Source organism: Hydrophilobacter chitinilyticus, assembly GCF_049860745.1.
In the GTDB taxonomy this organism is placed as follows: Bacteria; Pseudomonadota; Gammaproteobacteria; order Burkholderiales; family Burkholderiaceae_C; genus Rhodoferax_B.
Genome location: NZ_CP187561.1, coordinates 2846694 through 2872045 on the forward strand (window position 1 = coordinate 2846694; position 25352 = coordinate 2872045).

Genomic DNA, 25352 nt, shown 5'->3' on the forward strand with positions numbered 1-25352 from the left:
ATGCTGGCTTATGTACTGAAACGCATCGCACTCATGGTGCCCACGCTTTTGGGCGTGCTGCTGATCACCTTTGCGGTGGTGCAGTTTGTGCCCGGCGGTCCGGTAGAGCAATACCTGGCCGAAGCCCGCGCCGGGGCCAACCGTGGCGGCGGCGCCGAGGGCGGCGGCTTCAGCTACCGGGGCGGGCAGGGCGTGGACCCGAAGCGCATCGAGCAGATCAAGGCGTTATACGGCTTTGACAAGCCGGCCCACGAGCGCTTTTTTCAAATGCTGGGCCAGTTTGCGCGTTTTGATTTAGGGCGTAGCTTCTTCCAGAACAAGCCGGTGTCGCAACTCATCATGGAGAAGCTGCCGGTCTCTATCAGTCTTGGTTTGTGGACGTTTTTTATCAGTTACCTGGTGGCCGTGCCGCTCGGGGTGGCCAAGGCGGTGCGTGCTGGTTCAAGGTTCGATTTTTTGACAACGTTATTGGTACTTGTAGGGCACGCGATTCCTGGCTTTGTTCTTGGAGTGCTATTGCTGGTGGTGTTTGGTGGACAGCTTCAGTGGTTTCCGTTGCGCGGGCTGGTGTCTAGCAACTGGAGTGAGCTTAGTTTCGGCGCTAAGGTCGCAGACTACCTTTGGCACATAACGCTTCCGGTGACTTGCATGGTTGTCGGCAGTTTTGCGGTGACTGCCATGTTGACGAAAAACTCATTTCTAGAAGAGATCCGCAAACAGTATGTGGTGACGGCTCGGGCCAAAGGCCTGGCCGAGCGACAAGTATTGTGGCGTCATGTTTTTCGCAATGCCTTAATGCCCATCGTAACGGGCTTCCCCTCGGCGTTTATTGGTGCATTTTTCACCGGTGCCTTACTGATTGAAACGTTGTTTTCGCTAGACGGTCTGGGCCTATTGAGCTACGAAAGTGTGATCCGTCGCGACTACCCTGTAGTGTTAGGTACTTTGTTTGTATTTACATTGATTGCCTTGGTGACGAACCTTATCAGTGACCTTTGCTATGTATGGGTCGACCCTCGAGTTAAGTTCGACAGCCTATGACAAACCACGTCGTGTCCAAGTCGATATCGCCAGGCCGTCGAGCCTGGAACCGCTTCAAACGTAACCGCCTGGGTTACTGGAGCCTGGTGATTTTTGTGGCCATGGTGTTGGTTAGCCTGGTGGCCGAATTGGTGTCGAACGATCGACCTCTGATTGTCAAATACCAGGGGCAGTTTTACTACCCCATTGCGTATTCGTACTCAGAGAAAACGTTTGGCGGAGACTTTGATACCGAGACCGACTATCTCGATCCCTTTATTCGTAGCCAATTTAAGAAAGATGGCAATTGGGCGATTTTTGCTCCTAACCCATATGGCGCGAAAACGCTTAACTATTTTGCGAAGGAGCCCAATCCATCGGGCCCATCCTCTGAAAACTTGCTAGGTACAGATGATCGAGGCCGTGATCTCTTGGCGCAGCTCATCTATGGCTTTCGCGTAAGTGTCCTTTTTGCGCTGGTGCTGGCATTTACAGGCATTGCGCTAGGCATGATTACTGGGGCAATTCAGGGATATTTTGGGGGGTGGACAGACCTGCTTTTCCAGCGCTTTATGGAGATATGGGGCTCCATGCCTTCGCTGTATATGTTGATCATCTTTAGCGCCATTTTTTCGCCAAGCGTGGGGCTGTTGTTGGTGCTGCTAAGTCTGTTTGGCTGGATGGGGCTGTCGGGCTATGTGCGCGCCGAGTTTCTGCGCAACCGGCAACTGGACTATGTGCGTTCAGCTCGTTCTATGGGCTTAAGCAACTGGCAGATCATCGCTCGCCATATCTTGCCTAACAGCCTGACCCCGGTTGTCACATTCCTGCCGTTTCGTATGAGTGAAGCCATCCTGGCATTGACCTCGCTCGATTTTCTGGGGCTGGGCGTGCCATCGGGTACGCCGTCGCTTGGCGAATTGCTGTCGCAGGGCAAAAACAACATCGACGCCTGGTGGATTTCGCTCTCCACCTTTGTGCTGCTGGTGAGCACGCTGCTGCTGCTGACCTTCATGGGGGATGCGCTGCGTGATGCGTTGGACCCACGTAAGGTGGACGCACCTGAGCCCGCTCGCAAAAAAGACAAGGTAGAAGCCCCAGCGCTGGCGGCGGAGGGCACGCCATGAGCGGATTGAGCAACATGCCGAACGACGCATCAGTGGCCAAGCCGCTGCTGGAGGTGCGCGACCTGCGCGTGGGTTTCGCCGGGCGCGAGGTGGTGCATGGCGTGCATTTCCAAGTGCACGCGGGCGAAAAGCTGGCCTTGGTGGGTGAGTCTGGCTCGGGCAAAACCATCACCGCCATGAGCCTGCTGCGCTTGGTGCAAGACGCCGAGGTGTCGGGCCAGGCGCTGTTCCACAGCCGCGACGGGCTGGTCGACTTGTGCGGCCTGAAAGAAAACGCCCTGCGCGGTATTCGCGGGCAAGACGTGGCGATGATTTTTCAAGAGCCCATGGTGGCGCTGAACCCGGTGTTTCCGGTGGGCGCGCAGATCGCCGAAGTCTTGGAAGAAAAACTAGGCTACACGCGCACTGATGCTGCGCGAGAAGCTATTAAATTGCTAGCGGATACCGGCATCCCAGAGCCGGCTCGCCGCGCCAAAGCGTATCCGCACCAGTTGTCGGGTGGGCAACGCCAGCGGGCCATGATCGCCATGGCTCTGGCCTGCAAGCCGCGCTTGCTGCTGGCAGACGAGCCGACCACCGCATTGGACGTGAGCCTGCGCGGGCAAATCCTGCAACTGCTGAGCGACCTGCAGCGCAGCAACGGTATGGCGGTGCTGCTGATTACGCACGACCTGCACCTGGTGCGCCGTTTTGCCGACCGCGTGGCGGTGATGGAGAACGGCCACATCGTCGAAGTAGGCCCCGTGTCAGAAGTGTTTGCGCATCCGCAACACGCCTATACCCGCAAGCTGCTCGACAGCCGGCCGGAGCGCGACGTGGTCAGCGCCATACACGACCGCCAGGTGCCACCGGTGATGTCGGCCGAGAGCCTGCGCGTGAGTTATCCGGTGCCGATTCCAGGTGTCGAGGGCTGGTTTAAAAAAGGCAGCTTTGTGGCGGTAAAAGACGCCAACTTCACCATCCGCCCTGGCCAAACGCTGGGCGTGGTGGGCGAGTCTGGCTCTGGCAAGTCGACGTTGGCCTTGGCCGCATTAGGCCTGGTGCCGTTTGCCGGCGCTTTGGAAGTGCAGGGCGCCAGTTGGAGCCGTAACGCGGCCCACAACAAGGCCTTGCGTGCTGTGGTGCAGGTGGTGTTTCAAGACCCGTTTTCATCGCTGTCGCCGCGTATGACGGTGGAAGAGATCGTCTCCGAGGGGCTGCGCGTGCACGCGCCGCTGCAGGCGCTGAGCGAGCAGCGCCAGGTGGTGCTCGATACGCTGGCCAGCGTGGGTATGACCGAAGCGCAGTTTCCCGGCTTGCTGCAGCGTTATCCGCACGAATTTTCAGGTGGGCAGCGGCAACGCCTGGCGATTGCGCGAGCCTTGGTGGTCAACCCGCAACTGCTGGTGCTGGACGAGCCGACCAGCGCGCTTGACGTCACCATCCAGAAACAGGTGTTGCAGTTGCTACAACAATTGCAGCGTGAGCGCGGTCTGAGCTATTTGCTGATCACCCATGATGTGGATGTGATCCGCGCCATGGCGCACCAGGTGATGGTGATGAAGGACGGCGAAATCGTCGAATACGGCCCGGTGCAACAGCTTCTGGACGCACCGCAGCACAGCTACACCCGCATGCTGGTGGCCGCTGCGGCCTAGGCTGACCCCGCACCGGGGCTTGGCCGGGCTGCAATAGCGGTTCGACAGTGGTGTACCACTGGCCGAACGTGACTTTTTACGATACAATATCGGCTCACGACCAAACGGGCGGGTAACTACCGCCCGTTTTTTTTGGTCGATTGTTTTTTGATGCCCCTGAAAAGCAGGGAAATCCTGGTGGATTTCTGATTTCATGGGCTGATTTATCCGTATTTCTACTAGACATTTCATAAAGACACGTGGCACTGCAAGACATCGTTGAGAAAACGGTAACCGGTTTGGGTTACGACTTGGTAGAGATTGAGCGCTCTGCCGGTGGTTTGCTGCGCATCACGATCGATCTGCCTTGGGTGTCGGGCACGCCTGCAGGTGCAGAGCAGTTCGTCACGGTTGAAGATTGCGAAAAGGTCACGCGCCAGTTGCAGTTTGTGCTGGAAGTCGAGGCCGTGGAATACAAGCGCCTGGAGGTTTCTTCCCCAGGTATTGACCGACCGCTGCGCCACGAGCGCGATTTCGAGCGTTTTGAAGGCGCCGAGATCGACATCACGCTCAAGGCGCCGATCGGTGAGGCGGCTGCCGGCCAGGTCAGCGCCAACCGTAAAAAATTTCGCGGCACGCTCGAACGCGTTGCTGCAACTGAAGGCCAAGCCAGTGGCTGGCAAATCGTCTGGAGCGATGCGCCGCCGGTCAAGCCGGGTGTGCGTGTGAGCAAGAAGCGCGCGCCTGCGCCCGTGCAGGTGCTGGGTTTCGTACTGGATGAGCTGCGTGAAGCAAGGCTTGCGCCCATCGTCAGTTTCAAGGGCCGTAACGCCAAAGACAACGGCGCTACGGAGGGCTGATATCTGCACCTCGGCTTTGTCCGGCGGAGCAGGTTGATTTGTTGATTGAGTATTCAGGAGGTTCGTGAGATGAATCGCGAAATGTTGATGTTGGTCGACGCTATTTCACGTGAAAAGAACGTGGAGCGGGACGTCGTATTTGGCGCTGTTGAAGCGGCCCTGGCTCAAGCCACCAAAAAGCTCTATCCGGGCGATGTGGATATCCGCGTCGTGGTGGACCGTGACAGCGGTAGTTACGACACTTTCCGTCGTTGGTTGGTGGTGCCGGACTCTGCCGGCCTGCAAAACCCTGATGCCGAAGAGTTGGTCTCTGATGTGCGCGAAGACATCGCCGACATCGAAGAAGGCGACTACATCGAGAAGCCCGTGGACTCCGTGCCCATCGGCCGTATCGGCGCCATGGCGGCCAAGCAAGTCATCCTGCAAAAGATCCGCGACGCTGAGCGCGAAATGCTGCTGAACGACTTCATGTCGCGCGGCGACAAGATCTTCGTCGGCACCGTCAAGCGTATGGACAAGGGCGACATCATTGTGGAAAGCGGCCGCGTCGAAGGCCGTCTGCGCCGCAGCGAAATGATCCCCAAGGAAAACCTGCGTACCGGTGACCGCGTGCGCGCCATGATCATGGAAGTGGACCTGACCCTGCGCGGCGCGCCGATCATTCTGTCGCGTAGTTCGCCAGAGTACATGATCGAGCTGTTCCGCCAGGAAGTGCCTGAAATCGAACAAGGCCTGCTGGAGATCAAAACTTGCGCCCGTGACCCAGGTTCGCGCGCCAAGATTGCCGTGTTGTCGCATGACAAACGCGTCGATCCCATCGGCACTTGTGTCGGTGTGCGTGGCACCCGTGTCAACGGCGTGACCAACGAGCTGGCCGGCGAACGTGTCGACATCGTGCTGTGGAGCGAAGACCCAGCCCAGTTCGTGATCGGTGCCTTGGCTCCGGCCAACGTCTCGTCGATCGTGGTGGACGAAGAGCGTCACGCCATGGATGTGGTGGTGGACGAAGAAAACCTCGCCATCGCCATCGGCCGTGGTGGCCAGAACGTACGTTTGGCTTCCGACCTCACCGGCTGGAAGATCAACATCATGGACGCCGCCGAATCGGCGCAAAAGCAAGCGACCGAAACCGATTCGAGCCGCAAGCTGTTCATGGAAAAGCTGGATGTGGACGAAGAAATCGCCGACATCCTGATCCAGGAAGGTTTCACCAGCCTGGAAGAAGTGGCCTACGTGCCACTGCAGGAAATGCTCGACATCGAGAGCTTCGACGAAGAAACGGTCAATGAGTTGCGCGCCCGTGCCAAGGATGTGTTGCTGACCATGGAAATCGCCCGCGAAGAGCGTGCTGACGAAGTTTCGCAAGATTTGCGCGACCTCGAAGGGCTGACGGTGGAGCTGATCGCCAAGCTGAATGAAGCTGGCGTGCATAGCCGCGACGATCTGGCCGATTTGGCCGGAGACGAACTTACTGAAATTACCGGCCTGTCACCCGACGAGGCCACGACTTTGATCATGAAAGCACGCGCACATTGGTTTACCGATGACGCAGCTTCTCAAGAGTAACGGTCATGAAAGGTCACAACACACATGTCCAATACCACCGTCGCCGAGTTTGCTGCTGAACTCAAAAAATCCCCAGACGTCCTGCTTGAGCAACTCAAGGGCGCGGGCGTGGCCAAGTCGGCCTCTGCCGACACCCTGACCGATGCCGACAAGCAAAAACTGCTCAGCTACCTGCAAGCCAGCCATGGCACAGCCACGGGTGAGCGCAAGAAGATCACCTTGGTGAAAAAGTCGACCACTGAAATCAAGCAGGCCGATGCCACCGGTCGTGCGCGCACGATTCAAGTAGAAGTGCGCAAAAAGCGTACTTTCATCAAGCGCGAAGATGGCTCCGACGATGTCGGCAGCGAAGGCGCGTCCACCGAAGTGCTGGAAGCCCCGAGCGGCCCTACACCCGAAGAACTCGAATTGGCCCGTCGTGAGGAAGAAGCGCGCCGCCAGGCCGAGCTGATCCGTCGCCAGGAAGAAGAATTGGCTGAAAAACGCCGCCTGCGTGAAGAGCAAGAAGCCCAGGAGGCACGCGAGCGTGCTGCCGCTGAAGCCAAGGCTGCGGCCGAAGCCAAGGCCGCTGCTGAGTCCGCACAAGCTGCCAAGGCCCAGGCACAAGACAAAGCGCAAGCCGCTGCAGCGACGGCTCCAGAGCCTGCAGTGGTCAAGGACGTTGCAAAAGACGCCGCCAAAGATGCCGCTGCAGCGCTGTCGAAAGCGCGCGCAGCAGAAGACGCGGCACGTGCCGCCGATCTGGGTGAGCGCCGTCGCAAGGCGGAAGCCGAAGCCGCTGCCATTCGTGAAATGATGGCCACGCCCAAGAAGGTGTTGGTCGCCAAGAAGCCTGAAGAGCCGAAGCCCGCCGTGAAGGCCGTGGCCGATGCGGCCAAGCCTGGCATGAAGGGCACGCTGCACAAGCCCGCCGCCGCGCCTGGCGCGCCGGCCAAGCCTGCCGTTCCTGGCGCTGCGCCTGCCGCAGGTGCCGGTGCCGCTGGCAAAGAAGTCAAGTCTGCCAAGCTGTCGAGCAGCTGGGCTGATCCTGCGAAGAAGAAACCACTGCCAACGCGTGGCGACTCTAGTGGCGGCGTAGGCCGTGGCAGCTGGCGTGGTGGCCCACGTGGCCGTCGTGGCAACGACCGTGACCAACGTGAAGACCATGTGCAACAAGCGCCGGTGGAAGCCCGTGTGATTGAAGTGCACGTGCCGGAAACCATCACTGTGGCCGAATTGGCGCACAAGATGGCGGTCAAGGCCTCTGAGGTGATCAAGCACCTGATCAAGCTGGGCCAGATGGTCACCATCAACCAGCCTCTGGACCAAGACACCGCGATGATCGTCGTGGAAGAAATGGGCCACAAGGCGGTGGTGGCAGCACTGGACGATCCAGAAGCCTTCACCGACGAAGAAGTGCAAGATCAAGAAGCGGAAGCTTTGCCACGTGCGCCTGTCGTGACCGTCATGGGCCACGTCGACCACGGCAAAACCTCGCTGCTCGATTACATCCGTCGCGCCAAGGTTGCGTCGGGCGAAGCCGGTGGCATTACGCAGCACATTGGTGCGTACCACGTCGAAACCGAGCGCGGCATGGTGTCCTTCCTGGATACCCCGGGCCACGAGGCGTTTACCGCCATGCGTGCCCGTGGTGCCCAAGCCACCGACATCGTGATTCTGGTCGTGGCAGCCGACGACGGCGTGATGCCGCAAACCAAAGAAGCCATCAAGCACGCGAAAGCCGCTGGTGTGCCGATCGTGGTGGCTGTCAACAAGATCGACAAGCCTGATTCCAACCCCGACCGCGTCAAGCAAGAGTTGGTGGTGGAAGAGGTGGTGCCAGAAGAATACGGTGGCGAGTCGCCATTCGTGAACGTGTCTGCGAAGACCGGTCAAGGCATCGACGAACTGCTGGAACAAGTGCTGTTGCAAGCCGAAGTGCTGGAACTGAAGGCGCCTGTCGCTGCTGCAGCCAAGGGCCTGGTGATTGAAGCCAAGCTCGACAAGGGCCGCGGTCCTGTGGCCACGGTGCTGGTGCAGTCCGGTACGCTGAAGGCTGGCGACGTGGTGTTGGCGGGGTCGACCTATGGCCGCGTGCGCGCCATGCTGGACGAAAACGGCCGTGCTACCAAGTCGGCTGGTCCATCGATTCCAGTGGAAATCCAGGGTCTGACCGAAGTGCCGCAAGCCGGTGATGAGTTCATGGTGCTGAGCGACGAACGCCGTGCCCGTGAAATCGCCACCTACCGCGCAGGTAAGTTCCGCAATACCAAGCTGGCCAAGCAACAAGCCGCCAAGCTGGAAAACATGTTCACGGACATGGCTGCGGGCGAAGTCAAGACGCTGCCCGTCATCATCAAGGCCGACGTGCAAGGTTCGCAAGAAGCACTGGCCGCTTCGCTGCTCAAGCTGTCGACCGAAGAAGTGCGTGTGCAGATGGTTTACGCCGGTGTGGGCGGTATCAGCGAGTCCGACATCAACTTGGCGATTGCCTCCAAGGCCGTGGTCATTGGCTTCAACGTGCGTGCCGACGCTGGTGCGCGCAAGACGGCCGAGTCCAACGGTGTGGACATCCACTACTACAACATCATTTACGACGCAGTCGATGAGTTGAAGGCAGCGATGTCCGGCATGTTGGCCCCAGAGCAGCGCGAAGAAATCATCGGTACGGCCGAGATCCGCACGGTGTTCGTGGCGTCCAAGATTGGTACGGTTGCCGGTTCGTACATCACCTCTGGCCAGGTAACGCGCAATTGCAAGTTCCGCTTGCTGCGCGAAAACGTGGTCATCTACACGGGTGAAGTTGAGTCCGTCAAACGCCTCAAGGACGATGTGCGCGAAGTCAAGGAAGGCTTCGAGTGCGGTATCAAGCTCAAGAATTACAACGACATCAAGGAATTGGATCAGTTGGAATTCTTCGAGATCAAGGAAATCACGCGGACGCTGTAAAAAGGCGACGACACCATGGTGCGCAAGAAATCCGATACCCCCAACCGTAGCCTGAAGGTGGCCGATCAGATCCAGCGTGATCTGACGGAGCTGATCGCGCGCGAACTCAAAGATCCGCGCGTCGGCATGGTCACTATCCAGGCGGTGGAAGTGACGCCGGATTACGCGCACGCCAAGGTGTTCTTCAGCTTGCTGGTCGGCGATGCCGATCTCACGCTGGAGGCGCTGAACCAGGCCGCAGGTTTCCTGCGCAATGGGCTGTTCAAGCGCCTGCACATCCATACCGTGCCCACGCTGCATTTCATCTACGACCGCACGACCGAACATGCGGCCGACATGAACGCCTTGATTGCCAAGGCCGTTTCTTCTCGCGCAAAAGAGGACTGAGCATGAAAGCGCCTCGCACACGGGTGCAGCGGCGCCCCGTGCATGGGGTGCTGTTGCTGGACAAGCCAATCGGCCTGTCGAGTAATGACGCCTTGCAAAAGGTGAAGTGGTTGCTGCGCGCCGAAAAGGCCGGTCACACCGGCACGCTCGATCCGCTGGCTACCGGTGTGTTGCCGCTGTGTTTTGGTGCGGCCACGAAGTTCAGCCAGTTGCATCTGGATGCCGACAAGACCTACCGCGCGGTGGCCCGCTTGGGGCAACGTACGAGCACCGGCGACGCCGAGGGCGATGTCATCGAGACGCGCCCGGTGAACGTGTCGCCTCAGAGCTTGGCGCAGGTTTTGCCACGGTTTACCGGGCCCATTCAACAAGTGCCGCCGATGTACAGCGCCTTGAAGAAGGACGGCAAGCCCTTGTATGAGTTGGCGCGCGCTGGCATCGAAGTGGAGCGGCCTGCACGTGATGTGCGTATTCATACGCTGAAGGCCGTGTTGGTGCAATCTGCATCGGCGGCACCCGCGATTGAATTCGTCGCTAAATGCAGCAAGGGCACGTACATTCGCACGCTGGGCGAAGACATTGGTGAGGCGCTGGGTTGCGGCGCCCATTTGACATTTTTACGCCGCGAGGTCACAGGTGACTTTGACCTTTCGCAGTGCGTGACATTGCCCGAACTCGAGGCCATGAGTGAAGACGAACGCCTGGCGTGTTTGTTGCCGCCCGAGGCTTTGTTGGCGCATCACACGCGCGTCACGTTGACGCCGCAGGATGCCGGGTATTTTCTCAGTGGCATGCGCCGTCGTGGCGCGTGGCCCGATGCGGCGCAGGTCGCAGTGTTTGGCGCTGACCCCCAAGCTTTGCTGGGGGTGGCCCATATCCAAGGTGGTGAACTGATTGCCGACCGGCTGCTCAGTCCACTTGAAATCGAACAAGTCCTGGCCCAGACGCAGGCGCAGAACCTGCATCAGCCGATTGCAGAAGGTCAACAGTTTTAGGAGTGAACCCGTGAGCAGCGTTAAACAAATTCGAAATATCGCCATCATCGCGCACGTCGACCATGGCAAAACCACCATGGTTGACCAGTTGCTGCGTCAGTCTGGCACCTTTGCCGAACACGAAAAAGTGGTCGACACGGTGATGGACAACAACGCCATTGAAAAAGAGCGTGGCATTACCATCCTGGCCAAGAACTGCGCCGTGAGCTGGGAAGGCACGCACATTAACATCGTCGACACCCCCGGCCACGCGGACTTCGGCGGTGAAGTGGAGCGCGCGCTGTCCATGGTCGACAGCGTGTTGCTGCTGATCGATGCGCAAGAAGGCCCTATGCCGCAAACGCGCTTCGTGACCAAGAAGGCCCTGGCCCTGGGTCTGAAGCCCATCGTGGTGGTCAACAAGGTCGATAAGCCCGGTGCCAACCCCGACAAGGTGGTCAACGCCGCATTCGACCTGTTCGACAAGCTGGGCGCGACCGACGAACAACTCGACTTCCCCGTGGTCTACGCCTCGGGTATCAACGGCTGGTCTTCGCTGGAAGAGGGCGCGCCCGGTGAGCAATGGGGTCCCGACATGTCGGCCCTGTTCAACACCATCCTGAAGCACGTGCCTGCCAACTCGGGTGACGCCACGGCGCCGCTGCAACTGCAGATTTCGGCACTGGACTTCTCCACCTTCGTCGGCCGCATCGGCGTGGGCCGTATCAGCCAAGGTACGGCTCGTCCCATGATGGACGTGGTCGTCATGGAAGGTCCGGACGGCAAGGCCGTCAAGGGCCGTATCAACCAGGTGCTGACATTCCAAGGCCTGGAGCGCGTGCAAGCCACTGAAGCCGGCCCTGGCGACATCGTGCTGATCAACGGTATCGAAGACATCGGTATCGGCGTCACGATCACCGATCCAGCCAACCCACAGCCGCTGCCGATGCTGAAGGTGGACGAGCCCACGCTGACCATGAACTTCTGTGTCAACACCAGCCCGCTGGCCGGTCGTGAAGGCAAGTTCGTCACCAGCCGCCAGATCTGGGACCGCCTGCAAAAAGAACTGCAGCACAACGTGGCGCTACGCGTCAACGAAACCGACGAAGAAGGCGTGTTTGAAGTGATGGGCCGTGGCGAATTGCACCTGACCATCCTGCTGGAAAACATGCGCCGTGAAGGCTATGAAATGGCCGTGTCGAAGCCACGCGTGATGTTCAAGGACATCAACGGCGAGAAGCACGAGCCGATCGAAATGGTCACGGCCGACATCGAAGAAGGCCACCAAGGCGGCGTGATGCAAGCCCTGGGTGAGCGCAAGGGTGAACTGGTGAACATGGAGCCGGACGGTCGTGGCCGTGTGCGCCTGGAGTACCGCATTCCTGCACGTGGCCTGATCGGCTTCAGTAACGAATTCCTGAACTTGACGCGCGGTTCCGGTCTGATCAGCAACATCTTCGACAGCTACGAGCCGCACAAGGGCGACATCGGCGGCCGCAAGAACGGCGTGCTGATCTCCATGGACGACGGTGAAATCTTCACCTACGCCCTGGGCAAGCTGGACGATCGCGGCCGCATGTTTGTGCGCGCCAACGACCCCGTGTACGAAGGCATGATTGTGGGTATCCACAACCGTGACAACGACCTGATCGTCAACGCCACGCGTACCAAGCAACTGACCAACTTCCGCGTGTCCGGCAAGGAAGACGCTGTCAAGATCACGCCGCCGATTGAACTCACGCTCGAATACGGCGTGGAATTCATCGAAGACGACGAACTGGTCGAAATCACGCCTAAGAGCGTGCGTCTGCGCAAGCGTTTCCTGAAGGAACACGAGCGTAAGCGCGCCAGCCGCGACTAATCGGTTCTGAGGTTTAAGAGCGGCTCATTTGACGGGCCGCTCTGTAAACGTGAAACAGCCCGCCCCGGAGTCATCCACGGCGGGCTGTTTTGCTTTAGGGATTTTCTTCGTTCGAACTTTGCGTTCTCGGGTGCTCAATGGGCTGCGGCTATGTGGCGCTGCCTGGACGATGCAAACGGTCTTCCAACTCACCGATGTAGGCAGCGAGGGTGTTGCCCGAGGTGTCGATGTGGTGGATCACACGCTCGGTTTGCTGCGTCATTTCACTGCGCAGCGCTGCATGGGTGGCATCGTCCCGTCGCTGGGCGCTTTGGTTCATCTGCTCCAGCACCTGGCGCAACTCGGTGAAGCGCGAGGCCTCTGCTTTGTCTGCCAGTTCACGTTGGGCGGCCATGTCTTTGGTGAATTTGCGGCTTTCCAGAAGGTACAAGGTTTGTTGGTAGGCCGAGGCCAACATGAAGACGACCAGAGCCAAAGCCAGCAGCAACACCATCACCAAGCCTAGCGGCGCCTGAAAGATGGCGAAGCCCACACTGAGTTGGGTGGGCTGCATGAACTCACTCCAATTGAGGGCCACGAAAGCGGCAATCAACAAGATAAAGGCAATCAACAAGATGGTACGCATGCGCATAGGGGGTCTCCTCTAAGGTTCAGCCTCATTATGGCGACGCGAGAGCGCATACCGCTGTAGGCGAGAGACGTCTTTGTATGGATTCGTCTGAAAGGTTGTCGCTCGGGTGTGGCCGCGATGCGTCACCTTGGTGCAATCCCGCGTCGTGCCGGTGGGTGTTCTAGGTCAAAATGGCGCGCCACATACGCCAGCAATTTCCAACAGTTTCATCTCGAACCTGGCGCCCGTATGGGCCAATCCACGTTTGTTTAACCATGAAACTCTCTCACGCGCGCGCTTTGTTCCTGATGGTGCTGGTCACACTGATGTGGTCGATTGCCGGGGTGACGACGCGCCATCTCGAATCCGCCAAGAGCTTCGAGGTTACCTTTTGGCGCAGCTTCTTCACCTTGGTGTCTTTGCTGGTGATCTTGCCGGCGTTCCAAGGCCGCGAGGTGTTCCAGAAAATCCGCAGCGGCGGCCTCTCCGTGGTGGTGTCGGGCGTGTGCTGGAGCATCATGTTCACTGCCTTCATGGTGGCACTCACGTTGACCACGGTGGCCAATGTGCTGGTCACCATGGCGCTGGGGCCGCTGTTCACGGCGCTGGTGGCGCGCATCTTCATTGGCCACCGTTTGGCGCTGCGTACCTGGCTGGCGATTGCGGTGGCAGGTCTGGGTATCGGCTACATGTACGGTACGCAGTTGGACATGGAAGGCAACATGCTGTTGGGCACCGTGGTGGCGCTGTGTGTGCCGCTGGCTGCCGCCATCAACTGGACAGTGGTGCAGCGCAGCCAGGCGCATGGCCGCAATGTGGATTTGGTGCCGGCCGTGATGGTGGGCGCGTTCATCTCCACGCTGGTGACCTTGCCCCTGGCCTACCCATTCCAAGCCACGGCGCATGACGTGAGCTTGCTGGCCCTGCTGGGTCTGGTGCAATTGGCGATTCCGTGCGTGTTGTCGGTGTTGTGCGCGCGCGTCTTGCAAGCGCCTGAAGTTTCATTGCTGGGCTTGCTGGAGGTGATTTTTGGTATTGCCCTGGCATGGTGGGGCGCCAACGAGGCGCCAGGTGCTACTGTCCTGATTGGTGGCGCCATGGTGGTGGGAGCCTTGGTGACCAACGAAGTCTGGGGCTGGGCGCAACGCCGCGCCTAGATGCAACGGCAGCGGCCTGGTTTGGCCGCCTGCGCTTTCCTCTCCGCTATTACGGCAGTGGATGCAACGGCACCACAGCTCGACGTTTTAGGCGCGCGAGCGCCTGCGCGGCCAATACAATACTTTGTAAAGACAAATGAGCCGATCCAGCGTATGCGCGCAGCCTGTTCAGGCGATGTTGCGCGTACCGGCGGCCAGCCCTTCAGGCTCCAGCCAGGGGTTGGTACGCAAGTGTTTACCCGTCATCAGAGCCCGGGATTCAGCACTATCATCTTTTGAACATGTTGACGTGTTTCCGTAGGGAAGCTGCCAACACGTTGGAAGACCAGGGGTTGCAAATACCACTGGCAAGAACTCGGCAGAACAGGTTCGAACGATCAAGAAGCGATTGGCGTAGATATGTTGTGCGAGCGACGGGAGGTGCCTGCATGAAAAGTGCATCTGGGGGGCGTGTTCACCCTTTGCCTTTGCGTTGGCTGCTTCTGGTCGATGCGCTGGTCATTATTTTGTTTGTGTCGTTGGCGGTGGTGTCGTTGCTCGCCAGCCGCGAGGCCTACCGCGAGCGAGCCCTGACAGCCGGCGAAAACCTGGCGCAAGGGCTGCAGCAAAACATCGCCGGCGAGTTGATGCGTGTGGACACGGCCATGCGTAGCGTCATTCAGGAACTGCGCCGCACCCGCACCTCCGATGCGTTCGACGCGGCCGCCACCGATGCCATGCTCGCCGAGCAGACCGCTTTGGTGCCCGAGCTGCAAAGCCTGCGCATTGCCGACTCTGACGGCATGGTGCGTTATGGCAGTTCGATGTCGGTCTTGACGCCGGTCGAGATCAATTCACGGGCATTTTTTCGGCGTGCACGTGACGATGCCAGCGCGGGCTTGGTGATCTCCGACCCGCTGGTTTCACGCATCAGCAACAAGTGGGTGATTGCGCTGGCTCGGCGCTTTGATAACCCGGATGGCTCTTTTGGTGGCGTGATCTACGGTGTGCTGGAAACGGCCCATTTCGAGCAGATGCTGTCGAGTGTGGAAATGGGGCCCCAAGGCGCTGCGAGCTTGCGCTTTGCGGATCTCAGGCTGATTGCGCGCAGACCAACACCCCGTACCACCGATAACGCCGATGGAGCGGAGAACGCCAGCAACGCGGACAAGGCTGCTGCCGAGAACCGTATTGACCTCGCGTCACCTCAACTGACCCAAGCCGTGAAAGTGAACCCCGCGCGCGGCGTGCTGATTACCCGCGCCGCGCACGACCAAGTCGAACGCATCACTGCTTACCGGCAGGTGGCGGGTTACCCGCTGTTGGTGGTCGTGGGCTTAGGCACAGAAGACTACTTCACGGGTTGGCGCACGCAGTTGATGCAAGTGGCCGGGCTGGTTCTGCTGGCCATGGTGGTACTGGCGTTGGCCTCTCTGGCGGTTCACCGGGCCTCACGGCGCGAATGGGCCGCGTCGGCCGCACTCGCGCATGAGGGGCGGCGCCACCAGGCCCTGCTGCACACCGCCAGCGACGGCATTCACGTGATGGATCGCTCGGGCCATGTGGTGGAGCTGAGCGATTCCTTTGCGGCGATGTTGGGCTACGCGCCTGAACAGTTGCGAGGACAGCACATTTCAAGCTGGGATGCGGAGATGCCACAGCAGAACATCACGCAATTTCTGCTGACCGCCGAGCTGGGGCAGTTACGCAAGTTTGAGACGCGGCACCGCCGGGCGGATGGGCGCGTCATCGACGTCGAGGTCACCAGTACCGCGGTGTCGATCGAAGGTGAAGACCTGGTTTATTGCTCGTCGCGCGACATCACCCAGCGCAAGAGCCTGGCAGTGCAGCTAGAGGCTTCTGCGGCCGAAATCCGTGACCTGTACGACAACGCGCCCACAGGTTACTACTCGCTCGACGCGGACGGGCGTTTTCTCTACGTCAACGCCACTATCGCCGCGTGGCTGAACTGCGCCCCGGAAGATCTGGTGGGGAAGAGAAGCGTAAGCGACTTTTTTACACCGGAGGGGCGCGCGCAGTTCCAGCGCTACTTTCCGCAAGTGCGGGCCAACGGTGCCGTGGCCGGCTTGGTGTTTGATCTGGTGGTGCCCGGCATGCCACCACGGCGCGTCAGCCTGAGTGCCACGGCGGTGACCGATGCGGATGGCGAGTTTCAGATGACCCGCACTGTCATGTACGACATCACCGAACTCGCCGCCACCAAGGAGCGGCTACGCCACGTGCTGCGCGAGCAGGAACTGATGCTCGACAACGAACTCATCGGCATTGTGAAACTGCGCGACCAGCAGGTGGTGTGGCGCAACCAGGCCATGCAGACCATCTTTGGCTACACCACCGACGAGGTGATGGGTGCGTCGTTGGCGCAGTTTCATTTGAACGAAGAGGCCTACCACGACATTCGGGCGCGGGCCTTGAGTGCGCTGAAGGCGGGGCAACGTTTTCGGGCGCAGTTCCAGATCAAACACAAAAAAGGCCACCTGTTGTGGGTGGACGCCCACGGCGCCATGCTCGACCAGGAGAGCGAAGAATCCATGTGGATGCTGGCCGACATCACGCCCATCAAAAGAGCGCAGGAACATGCCGAGCACATCGCATTCCACGACGTGTTGACGGGCTTGCCCAACCGTATGTTGCTGAACAGCCGCATGGGGCTGGCCATGTCCATGGCGAGCCGCTACGAGCGGCGCCTGGCGCTGTGTTACCTCGATCTGGACGGCTTCAAGCAGGTCAACGACATCCACGGCCATGGTGCCGGAGACCAGGTGCTGCAGGCCGTGGCGCAGCGCCTGCTGGCCATCGTGCGCGACAACGACACCGTGTGCCGCCTGGGCGGCGACGAGTTTGTCATCTTGCTGAGCCACCTGGAAGGCGCAGACGAACACACGGCGGTGCTGGAGCGTGTGGTCGCGCAGATCAAGCAACCGGTGCGTTTGCAGAATGGCCACGAGGTGAGCGTCTCGGCCAGCGTGGGCGTGGCGTTCTACCCCGAAGATGGGCACGATTTGCCCGTGCTGTTGAGCAATGCCGACCGCGCCATGTACGCTGCCAAAAGAACAGGGCAGAGCTGCATCTGCTTGTTTGAAACCCTGGCGCGGGCGACGTAATGTCGCTGTGCCCGTGCCTTGCCGCAGACGCTTACGCCGTGCGCTGAATGCGCGCTGCCGACACCCGGCCGAGCAAAATCCACAAGCCTACCGCAGCCACCGTCAGCCCCACCACCAGCGCCGTCCAAAAGCCTTGCGCGCCCATGGGTACCGCTGGCTTCCATGGCAACCATTCGGGGGCCAACCCCAGCACGCAGCCCAGCGGCAGGCAAATGCCCCAAAACGAAAACATGTGGATCAGCATCGGCAAACGCGTGACCTTGTAGGCGCGCACGGCGCTGGCCACGGCCACCTGTGTGCCGTCCGAAATCTGGAACACCGCCGCAAACAGCAGCAGGTGCGCGGCCAATGCGGCCACGCCCATGTCGTTGGTGTAGGCGTTGGCGATGACGGTGCTGAACAAGGCAATGCCCAGGGCTGCCAGCGCTGACAAAACCAGGGCCATGCCCACCCCCACCCACGCGCGCATTTGCGCTTCACGTGCATCGTTGGCGCCCAGCGCCTGGCCCACACGTGTGAGCAAGGCCACGCCCAAACTCATGGGCAGCATGAACACCAGCGACGTGAAGCTCAGCGCCACCTGGTGCGCCGCCACCACCGTGGCACCAAAGCCGGCCACCAGCAGGGCGACCAAACTGAAGGCGCTGGATTCAGCGAAGAAGGTGACACCAATCGGCAGGCCCAGCTTAAGCATGGGGCGAATCTCTCGCCAATGCGGCCACTCCCATTTCACCAGCGGCAAGGTGCTCTTGTAGGCCGGTGCGCGCTTCAACCACCACACAATGGCGGCCAGGTCGAACCACACACACGCCATCGTGGCCCAAGCGCAGCCCAGGCCACCCAAACGCGGCAGGCCAAACAAGCCAAACACCAACACGCTGTTGAGCGCAATGCTGATCAGCAGCGCCAACACCGCAATCACCATCATCGGTTTGGTCTGGTTGATGCTGGTGCTGTAGCCATACAACACGCGGTACAGGCAAAACGCCGGAAACGCGGTGCTGGTGATGCGCACGAAGTTCGTGGCCAGCGTGTGCACGGCGGGTTCCAGGTGCATGTGGTCAAACACCACCGTGGCCGCGTTGGCTGCCACCATGGCCAGCAAGCCCAAGCCCAGCGCTTTCCACAGCGCCTGGCGCACCACATGCGGAATGCGCCCGAGTTCTTGCGCGCCATAGAGCTGCGAAACCACGGGGTTGACCGACAGCAAAGCACCGGTCAACGTGACCATCAGCAAATGCCAGATCGACACCCCGAGCGACACACCCGCCAAGTCTTCAGCCGACGCGTGGCCTGCCATCGCCACGTCCGTCACGCCCAAGCCTACCGTGGCCAACTGGCCGATGAGCACCGGCCAGGCCAGCTTCCACAAGGCTTTGATTTCAGACTGGATGGTGGTGCTGCGCAGGTGGCGAATGGGCATGTACGAGAAGAGAGGGGACGAGAGCTAAGGACGGGTGCGCAAAAGCACAGAGATGCTGCGCCGCAGCACGCAACCTTGGTTCAGGCTGGCCACGGCTAGGCAGGGCCCGCGAGTCTACTCGTCGTTGGCCTGGCGTGCAGAGCGCAGTTGTTTTGTCAGAGCGACCTTGTCGGCTCGACGCTCCGCCGCAGCCGATTTGCGGTGCGAGCCGGCCTTGCGCAACAGCGCTGCAGCCACCAGCGGATTGCGCGCTGGCGGTGCTTGCAGCGTGAGTTGCAGCTTGCGCTTGCGTTGCGATGGCATCGCTCTACTTCTGCTTGCCCAGCTTGACCAAGCCGGTCGACAAAGCCGTGCCGCAGATGATGACCGCGCCACAGCCCAGCATCCACAGCGTCAGCGTTTCGCCCAGAAACACCGTGCCGTAAAACACGCCGAAGACCGGAATCGCAAACGTCACCGTCAGCGCCTTGGCCGGTCCCACGGTGGCAATCAGCCGGAAGAACAACACATAGGCCACGGCCGAGCACAACACGCCCACCACCAGCAGCGAACCCCAGGCTTGCGCGCTGGGCATCACTTCGGGGCGCAGCCACAACGCGGGGATCGCCAAGCCAATGGCCGCGCCAATCTGGCTGCCCGCAGCGGTGGCCATGGGCGGTACGCCGGTGAGAAAGCGCTTGGTATAGCTGCCCGCAATGCCGTAGCACAGGCAGGCCAGCAAACAAGCCAACACCGCCCAGCCCGTGGCCGCGCCACTGGCGCCGGGTTTGAAGCTGGCCTTTTCCCAGGCCAGCAACACCACGCCCAAAAAGCCGATGGCCAGGCCCACGATGCGCGAGCCATCCGGCTTTTCACGCAGCCACACCCAGGCGACCACGGCGCCAAACAAGGGTGTGGTGGCGTTCAGGATCGATGACAAGCCGGTGCTGATGGACAACACCGCGTACGAGAAGCAGGCGAACGGAATGGCCGAGTTGAGCAGGCCCACGCCCAACACCGCGCGCCAGTGCTGCACCAGCACCGGGAACAGATTGCGCATCCACAAAAGCGGCAGCAGGGCAATGGCGGCGATCAGCACGCGCAGCCCGGCGGTGGGCACGGCGCCAAATTCCAAGGCTGCGCCGCGCATGAACAAAAAGGACGCGCCCCAGATGGCGGCCAGCAGCACAAAGTCGAAAACCCAGCGTTTGGATTTGTCAGCGTTCGTGCTCGAAATAGGGGCCGCAGGGGTGGCTGCGGTCGGTGTTTTGAAAGTGGTGTTGCTCACTGCGTTTGTCTCGTGTTTTTGCCAACCTGGTGTTGGGCCGCTATAGGGGCATTCTCTCTCTGAAGTAGCCAGGCTTTGCGGTCGACGCCACCGGCATAACCCGTGAGGTCGCCGCCGCTACCCACCACGCGGTGACAGGGCACCACCACGCTGATGGGGTTGCGGCCAATGGCGGCGCCCACGGCGCGCACGGCTTTCGGTCGGCCGATGTGCTGGCTTAACGCGCCGTAGCTGGTGGTAGCCCCCGCCGGAATTTCCAACAACGCCTGCCACACGGCTTGCTGAAACGGCGTGCCGCCGCCCAAGTCCAACGGCATGTTGAACTGCAAGTCCTCGCCCGCAAAGTAGGCTGCCAGGGCATCGCGTGTTTGCAGCAGCACGGGCCGGCTTTCCAGCGGCACCAGCGGCCATTGGCTCAGGTCGGGTTCATGGCGCTGGCCGTCGAACCACACGCCGCACAGGCCGAGTTCTGATGCGGCGAAGGTCATGGGGCCGAGTGGGCTGAGCCAACTGGCGCGCACGGTGTTGGGTGAATAGTTAATCATGATTTAGGCCTCTGACGCTTTCTGAGTCTGTGGGGGCAGCTACTGTTTTTGATGCCTTCTTGGCTGGGGTGGGTTTGGGGGAGGGCGCAGGCAGTTCAGCCCAGGCGCATAACACGGCATAACTGCGCCAGGGGCGCCAAGCCGCAGAGGCTTCTTCCGCCGCGCGTGCGGGCTGGCGTTCTTGGCGCACGCCCAGCGCGTTTTGCAGCGCCACGTCGCCTGCGGGAAAAGCATCGGGCCAGCGTAGTGCCCGCATGGCGATGTATTGCGCCGTCCAGTCGCCAATGCCGGGCAGGGCTTTCAAGGCCTCTACCGTTGACTCGACCGGTGCCCCCGGAAACAACGCCAACTGCTGGCCCGCCACGGCGTGCGCCAGCGCGATGATGGCCTGCTGCCGTTGCCGCACGATGCCGAGTTGGCCGAGTGCGTCACCCGCTGCATCGCCCAAGCTGGCGATGGCCGCAGGCGTGGGGAACAACCGGTTCAGCTCGGGCCGTGCCGTCTCGATGGGCATGCCCAATCGGTTGACCAGCCGCTGCGCCAGCGTGCGTGCGGCGGCCACGGTGATTTGCTGGCCCAGCACCGCACGCACCGCCAGCTCAAACCCGTCCAGGCTGCCCGGCACACGTTGGCCCAAACCATTCGGGAAGCGCTGGCCCAGCACGGCGTGGATGGCTTCGGGGTCGGCGTCGAGATCCAGCCAGGCGCGCACGCGGCGGATCACGTGCGGCAGCACGGCGCTCAACCCGTCGCTCACACGTAACAGCACGCGGTGGTGCGTGGGCTCAAATTCAACTTCAATCCAACCCGTGTGCTCCGTACCCGCTGCCACCACACGCAGCGTACGGGCCATCTGCAAGGCCTCCCCTGCAGGGGCCACCCACTCGGTGCCGACCACCAGGCGGTTGCGAAAAAACGTCAGCATGGCGGCGGTATCAAACGGCGGGCGAAACGCCAGTTTGATGTGGCCGGAGGCGATGTTCGGCTCCACCGGCGTAGCGCCCTGGCGGCGCAGTTGTGAGGGGCTTAGCCGGTAGTGCGCCGCAAACGCATCGTTGAAACGGCGCACGCTGGCGTAGCCGCTGCTCAGCGCCACTTGGGCAACGGGCAACTGCGTGTCGGCCAGCAATTGTTTGGCGGTGAGCAGGCGGCGCGTCTGCAAATATTGCAGGGGCGACACGCCAAACTCGGCCATGAAAATGCGCCGCACATGGCGGTCGCTCACGCCCATGCGCGCGGCCAACGCTTCCACGGTGGGGGGCTCGTCGGGCCAGGCATCGGGCTCGTCCAGCAGGCGCGCGGCCTGTTGCGCCAGGATGCGCGAGGCATCTTGTGTAGACCAGTGCAGGCTGTGCGGCGCCAGCTCGGGGCGGCAGCGCAGGCAGGGGCGAAAGCCCGCCATTTCGGCCTGCGCCGCATGGGTGTAGAAGCGGCAGTTTTCGCGCTTGGGCGTGCGCACGCCACACACTGGGCGGCAGTAGATGCCGGTGCTGGTCACAGCGGTGAAGAAGCGGCCGTCAAACCTGGCGTCGCGGGTGCGCAGGGCCAGGTAGCAGGCGTCGTCTTCCAGACTGTTGACGGTTGGTGGGTTTGGGGGGCTGAGAGCTTCCATGGACTGAATCATAGGCTTCGCCAGATCGCAGATTAGCCGTTTTCGGACATATGCCTGAGCATCCCTTTCGGCACCAAGGTTTGCGAGAATGGGGCTATGCAAAACCCTATTGTTGAAGTTGCTGGTGCGTCGTGGACGGGCCGCAGCCCACAGGCCGATTGGGCCCAGGCGCTGGAAGGTGGCGGTGTGTTGTACTTCCCGCAGATGGCGTTCACCTTGTCGCCCGCCGAGGCCGCCTTGCTGCGCCCCGAGGTGCGTGACCCGAAGTCGCGCAACATCAGCCAGCGTGCCCAGCCGGATGCGCCTGTGAAAGGCGCTTTGGGCACCGAGGCCGAGCTGGCCACGCTCAGCGCCATGATGCTGCGCTACCGCACACAAGCTAACGCGCTCATCGACCAACTGTTCCCCCACTACACGCCGCATCTGCGGCTGGAACCCACCAGCTTTAGGCCCATGCAGGTGGAATCGCGCGCGCAGTCGTGGCGTGCCGACGACAAGCGCCTGCATGTGGACGCCTTCCCGTCGCGGCCCAACCGGGGCGAGCGCATCTTGCGCGTGTTCACCAACCTGAACCCGGCCGGCGTGCCGCGCCTGTGGCGGGTGGGCGAGCCGTTTGATGTGATGGCGAAACGCTTTTTGCCCCAGGCCAAGCCCTACAGCGCCTGGCAGGCCGCGTGGTTGCGCCGCCTGCGCATCACCAAGTCGCTGCGCAGCGAATACGACCACATGATGCTGCAGCTGCATGACCTGCTGAAGCAGAACATGGACTACCAGCGGACTGCAGACCAGTTGGAAATGCCATTCGCCGCTGGCAGCACCTGGGTGTGCTTCTCTGACCAAACGCTGCACGCCGTGTACAGCGGCCAGTTCATGATGGAGCAAACCTACTTCATGGCGCCGCAGCACCAAACCCACCCCGAACGCAGCCCGTTGGGGGTGTTGACCCGCTTGACCGGGCGGCCCTTGGTGGGCGCGCCCCTCTAAGAACCTGTTCAAACTGGTGGTGCCGCCTTGAACGCCGCCAGTGTTTCGGCTTGTCTGGAGTAGGCCGTCAGGGCAGGGTGCTTGGCTTTTGAAACCAAATCGCCCACTAGGTTAGGCAGCAACATCTGGCTGAACTGCCAGGCCACAGCAGCCGTCACCCCGGCTTGGTTGATGCTTTCTGCGGTGGCCTCTAGCGGCACACGCACCAGCTCCGCTTCCAGCGCCGCGTAGGCCGCCACCAGTTGGCCGTGCACCCGCGCCATCCAGGGTGCGTGCAGCTTCTCGGCCGGGCGCAGGTTGTGTTCGTAGACGATCTGCACCGACTTCTCACACGCGGCCAGCGCCAGGCCCACCACACGCAGCGCGTGTTGCCGTTCTTTGATGGCCGCCGGCCATAGCGACTTGCCCTCGAAGGCCTCCACGTAATCGAGGATCAGGCTTGAATCCATTAACACCGTGCCGTCGTCGCACACCAGGGTGGGCGCCTTCACTACCGGGTTGATTTGTTTGAATTGTTCAAAGGTGGAGAACACCGAAATCGAGCGGTGCTCAAACGGAATGCCGAGCAGGCGGAGCGAGATGGCGACGCGGCGCACGTAGGGCGAATCGAGCATGCCGATGAGTTGCATGGGGTGTCCTGAAGAGATGGAGATAACCCGCCAAAGATAGGCGAGTCACCATCACCTGTACAGGCGAAAACATCGGAAATCGGCCCCGTTGGCCGATGGATTATTCGACTGTGGGGGCAGCGGACGCTGGGCGCATCTGCGTCGGCCGCAGCCAGCGCTGCAGCAGCTCAAACAAGCCTTCGCTCAACAGCGCCAACGCGGCGGCCGGAATGGCGCCGGCCATCAACAACTCGCGGTCGTTCAATGCCAGGCCGGTGACAATGCGCTCGCCATAACCCCCAGCCCCAATGAATGCCGCAATGGTGGCCGTGCCGATGGCAATCGCCATGGCCGTGCGCACACCGGCAATCAACGTCGGCAGGGCCAGTGGCAGTTGCACGAACATTAAGCTTTGCCGCTGCGTCATGCCCAGCGCGGTGCTGGCGTCGCGTAGGCCATTGGGTACTTCAGCCAGGCCGGTGACGGTGTTGCTCATGATGGGCAGCAACGAATACAGCGTCAGGGCAATCAGCGCGGGCACCGTGCCAATGGTGCCCGTGAGCGAAATCAACACCGCCAGCAACGCCAGCGAGGGCACGGTCTGCATCAAGCTGGTGACGGTGAGCGCAGCGGCGCGCGCACGCGGCAGGGCTGACACGGCAATCGCAATCGGCACCGCAATCACAATGGCAATGCCCACCGACAACAGCACCAGCAGCAGGTGCTGGTAGGTCAGGCGCGCCAGGTCGGGCCCAAACAACTTGGCGGTGAAGCCTCTTGCAGCGCTATCGGCGCTGTCCGTGCCACCAGCGTTGTTGCCGCCGGTTCGCAGGTTCTTCAAGAAGTCGCGCGCAATCACGTCGAAGGACACGCCTTGCAACTCGGCGCGGGCGTTCATGGCGATCATGGCGTGTTCATCGATCTTGCCGGCGAGTGTGTTCAGTGCGGCCCAGGCTTGCGGCAGGCGTTGCGGCACATCCAGCCGGTACAGCACCAGCGCGTCGTAGCGCGGGAAGTAGGCCTTGTCGTCTTGCAACACGCGCAGGCCCAGGTGGTCGATCTTGGCGTCTGTCGTGTAGATGTCGATCACGTCGACCTGCTTGGCGCCAATGGCGTCGTAGGCCAGGCCATGATCCAAGCCCACGGGCTTGGCCTTCAAGGCGTAGCGCTCGGCCACGCCGCGCCAGCCGTCAGCGCGGCCGATGAATTCATTCGACAGGCCAAACTTCAGCTCGGGGTGTGCGGCTAGGTCGCTGAGGGTGCGCACGCTCAGCCGGTCGGCATCGGCCGCGCGCATGGCCAGCGCGTAGCCATCGTTAAAGCCCAGCGGAATGGCCACGCCCAGGCCCAGCGGCTTGAGGGCCGTGTTCATGGCCTCAATGGACGTGGCCTTGGGGTCTTTCAGAATTTCTTGCGCGATGGTGCCGCTGTACTCGGCATACATGTCGATGTTGCCCGAGCGCAGCGCCTCGTAGACGATGGCGGTGTTGCCAATGCCTTGGGTCACCTTGGGCGCGGCTTTGAGTGTGGGGGTGGCGGTTTGCGCCAGCACCTCGGCCAGGATGTACGACTCGGTGAAGCGTTTAGATCCAACGGTAAGTTTGCCGTCGTCCGTGGTGGCTGCATGCGATGCAGAGGCCGTGAGCACCGCGCAGAGCAATGTCAGCTTGAAGAAAGCGTTGCGGAGGATTGACAATGCAGTG

At 61.2% G+C, this 25352-nt stretch carries 19 protein-coding genes and 2 pseudogenes; 13 read left to right on the plus strand and 8 right to left on the minus strand.

Annotated features, from left to right (window positions below; genetic code table 11):
* The 10 genes and pseudogenes from ACPWMG_RS12570 to typA all read left to right on the plus strand — a co-directional run bounded on the left by ACPWMG_RS12570 (position 1) and on the right by typA (position 12339).
* A complete protein-coding gene (locus tag ACPWMG_RS12570) occupies positions 1-1041 on the plus strand; it encodes a microcin C ABC transporter permease YejB (protein ID WP_483304974.1) in 1041 nt (346 codons plus the stop codon).
* Positions 1038-2147 (plus strand): ABC transporter permease, encoded by a 1110-nt coding sequence (locus ACPWMG_RS12575; protein ID WP_483304975.1) that lies wholly within the window; start codon positions 1038-1040, stop codon positions 2145-2147. Before ACPWMG_RS12570 ends, ACPWMG_RS12575 begins: the two co-directional genes overlap by 4 nt.
* Positions 2144-3784, plus strand: a complete 1641-nt coding sequence (locus ACPWMG_RS12580) for an ABC transporter ATP-binding protein (protein WP_483304976.1) — start codon at positions 2144-2146, stop codon at positions 3782-3784. The genes ACPWMG_RS12575 and ACPWMG_RS12580 overlap by 4 nt, the downstream gene beginning before the upstream one ends.
* A gap of 239 nt (positions 3785-4023) precedes the next feature.
* Entirely contained in the window at positions 4024-4623 is a 600-nt protein-coding gene (rimP, locus tag ACPWMG_RS12585; RefSeq protein ID WP_483304977.1) for a ribosome maturation factor RimP, read from the plus strand.
* A 69-nt stretch (positions 4624-4692) separates the two neighbouring features.
* The gene (nusA, locus tag ACPWMG_RS12590; RefSeq protein ID WP_483304978.1) at positions 4693-6189 is read left to right on the plus strand and encodes a transcription termination factor NusA; all 1497 of its coding nucleotides are present in this window, start codon (positions 4693-4695) and stop codon (positions 6187-6189) included.
* Between the two features lie 24 nt (positions 6190-6213).
* Positions 6214-6520: pseudogene (locus ACPWMG_RS12595) on the plus strand (translation initiation factor IF-2 associated domain-containing protein); the annotation flags it as partial.
* A 332-nt stretch (positions 6521-6852) separates the two neighbouring features.
* A pseudogene (gene infB / locus ACPWMG_RS12600) lies at positions 6853-9117 on the plus strand (translation initiation factor IF-2); the annotation flags it as partial.
* A 15-nt stretch (positions 9118-9132) separates the two neighbouring features.
* Positions 9133-9504: a 30S ribosome-binding factor RbfA gene (rbfA, locus tag ACPWMG_RS12605; protein ID WP_483304979.1), complete on the plus strand. Its 372-nt coding sequence runs from the start codon at positions 9133-9135 to the stop codon at positions 9502-9504.
* Between the two features lie 2 nt (positions 9505-9506).
* Entirely contained in the window at positions 9507-10499 is a 993-nt protein-coding gene (gene truB / locus ACPWMG_RS12610; RefSeq protein ID WP_483304980.1) for a tRNA pseudouridine(55) synthase TruB, read from the plus strand.
* Between the two features lie 76 nt (positions 10500-10575).
* Positions 10576-12339: a translational GTPase TypA gene (typA, locus tag ACPWMG_RS12615; RefSeq protein WP_483305241.1), complete on the plus strand. Its 1764-nt coding sequence runs from the start codon at positions 10576-10578 to the stop codon at positions 12337-12339.
* Positions 12340-12487: 148 nt separating this feature from the next.
* Here the strand turns inward: typA and ACPWMG_RS12620 are convergent, their stop codons facing one another.
* Entirely contained in the window at positions 12488-12970 is a 483-nt protein-coding gene (locus tag ACPWMG_RS12620) for a hypothetical protein (protein WP_483304981.1), read from the minus strand.
* Positions 12971-13224: 254 nt separating this feature from the next.
* On the opposite strand from ACPWMG_RS12620, the gene ACPWMG_RS12625 reads away from it, so the two are divergent.
* Both ACPWMG_RS12625 and ACPWMG_RS12630 read left to right on the plus strand, forming a co-directional pair.
* Positions 13225-14106, plus strand: coding sequence for a DMT family transporter (locus ACPWMG_RS12625; protein WP_483304982.1), 882 nt, complete (start codon positions 13225-13227; stop codon positions 14104-14106).
* 428 nt (positions 14107-14534) lie between these two features.
* Complete coding sequence (locus ACPWMG_RS12630) at positions 14535-17210, plus strand: sensor domain-containing diguanylate cyclase (protein ID WP_483304983.1); 2676 nt, start codon at positions 14535-14537, stop codon at positions 17208-17210.
* Positions 17211-17241: 31 nt separating this feature from the next.
* Here the strand turns inward: ACPWMG_RS12630 and ACPWMG_RS12635 are convergent, their stop codons facing one another.
* The 5 genes from ACPWMG_RS12635 to ACPWMG_RS12655 form a co-directional block, all read right to left on the minus strand.
* Entirely contained in the window at positions 17242-18633 is a 1392-nt protein-coding gene (locus tag ACPWMG_RS12635; RefSeq protein WP_483304984.1) for an MATE family efflux transporter, read from the minus strand.
* Between the two features lie 114 nt (positions 18634-18747).
* The gene (locus tag ACPWMG_RS12640) at positions 18748-18936 is read right to left on the minus strand and encodes a hypothetical protein (protein WP_483304985.1); all 189 of its coding nucleotides are present in this window, start codon (positions 18934-18936) and stop codon (positions 18748-18750) included.
* 4 nt (positions 18937-18940) lie between these two features.
* On the minus strand, positions 18941-19900 hold the full coding sequence (locus ACPWMG_RS12645) for a DMT family transporter (protein WP_483304986.1): 960 nt from the start codon (positions 19898-19900) through the stop codon (positions 18941-18943).
* Positions 19897-20442 carry a methylated-DNA--[protein]-cysteine S-methyltransferase gene (locus ACPWMG_RS12650; RefSeq protein WP_483305242.1) on the minus strand — a complete coding sequence of 182 codons (546 nt, stop codon included), beginning with the start codon at positions 20440-20442 and terminating at the stop codon, positions 19897-19899. The genes ACPWMG_RS12645 and ACPWMG_RS12650 overlap by 4 nt, the downstream gene beginning before the upstream one ends.
* Complete coding sequence (locus tag ACPWMG_RS12655) at positions 20438-22057, minus strand: DNA-3-methyladenine glycosylase 2 family protein (RefSeq protein ID WP_483304987.1); 1620 nt, start codon at positions 22055-22057, stop codon at positions 20438-20440. The genes ACPWMG_RS12650 and ACPWMG_RS12655 overlap by 5 nt, the downstream gene beginning before the upstream one ends.
* 96 nt (positions 22058-22153) lie before the next feature.
* Here ACPWMG_RS12655 and kdoO point away from each other — a divergent pair, with 96 nt between their 5' ends.
* Positions 22154-23041: a Kdo hydroxylase KdoO gene (gene kdoO, locus ACPWMG_RS12660; RefSeq protein WP_483304988.1), complete on the plus strand. Its 888-nt coding sequence runs from the start codon at positions 22154-22156 to the stop codon at positions 23039-23041.
* A gap of 8 nt (positions 23042-23049) precedes the next feature.
* Here the strand turns inward: kdoO and ACPWMG_RS12665 are convergent, their stop codons facing one another.
* Positions 23050-23670: a glutathione S-transferase family protein gene (locus ACPWMG_RS12665; protein WP_483304989.1), complete on the minus strand. Its 621-nt coding sequence runs from the start codon at positions 23668-23670 to the stop codon at positions 23050-23052.
* Positions 23671-23770: 100 nt separating this feature from the next.
* Positions 23771-25345: a glycine betaine ABC transporter substrate-binding protein gene (locus ACPWMG_RS12670; RefSeq protein ID WP_483304990.1), complete on the minus strand. Its 1575-nt coding sequence runs from the start codon at positions 25343-25345 to the stop codon at positions 23771-23773.
* Positions 25346-25352 lie beyond the last annotated feature (7 nt).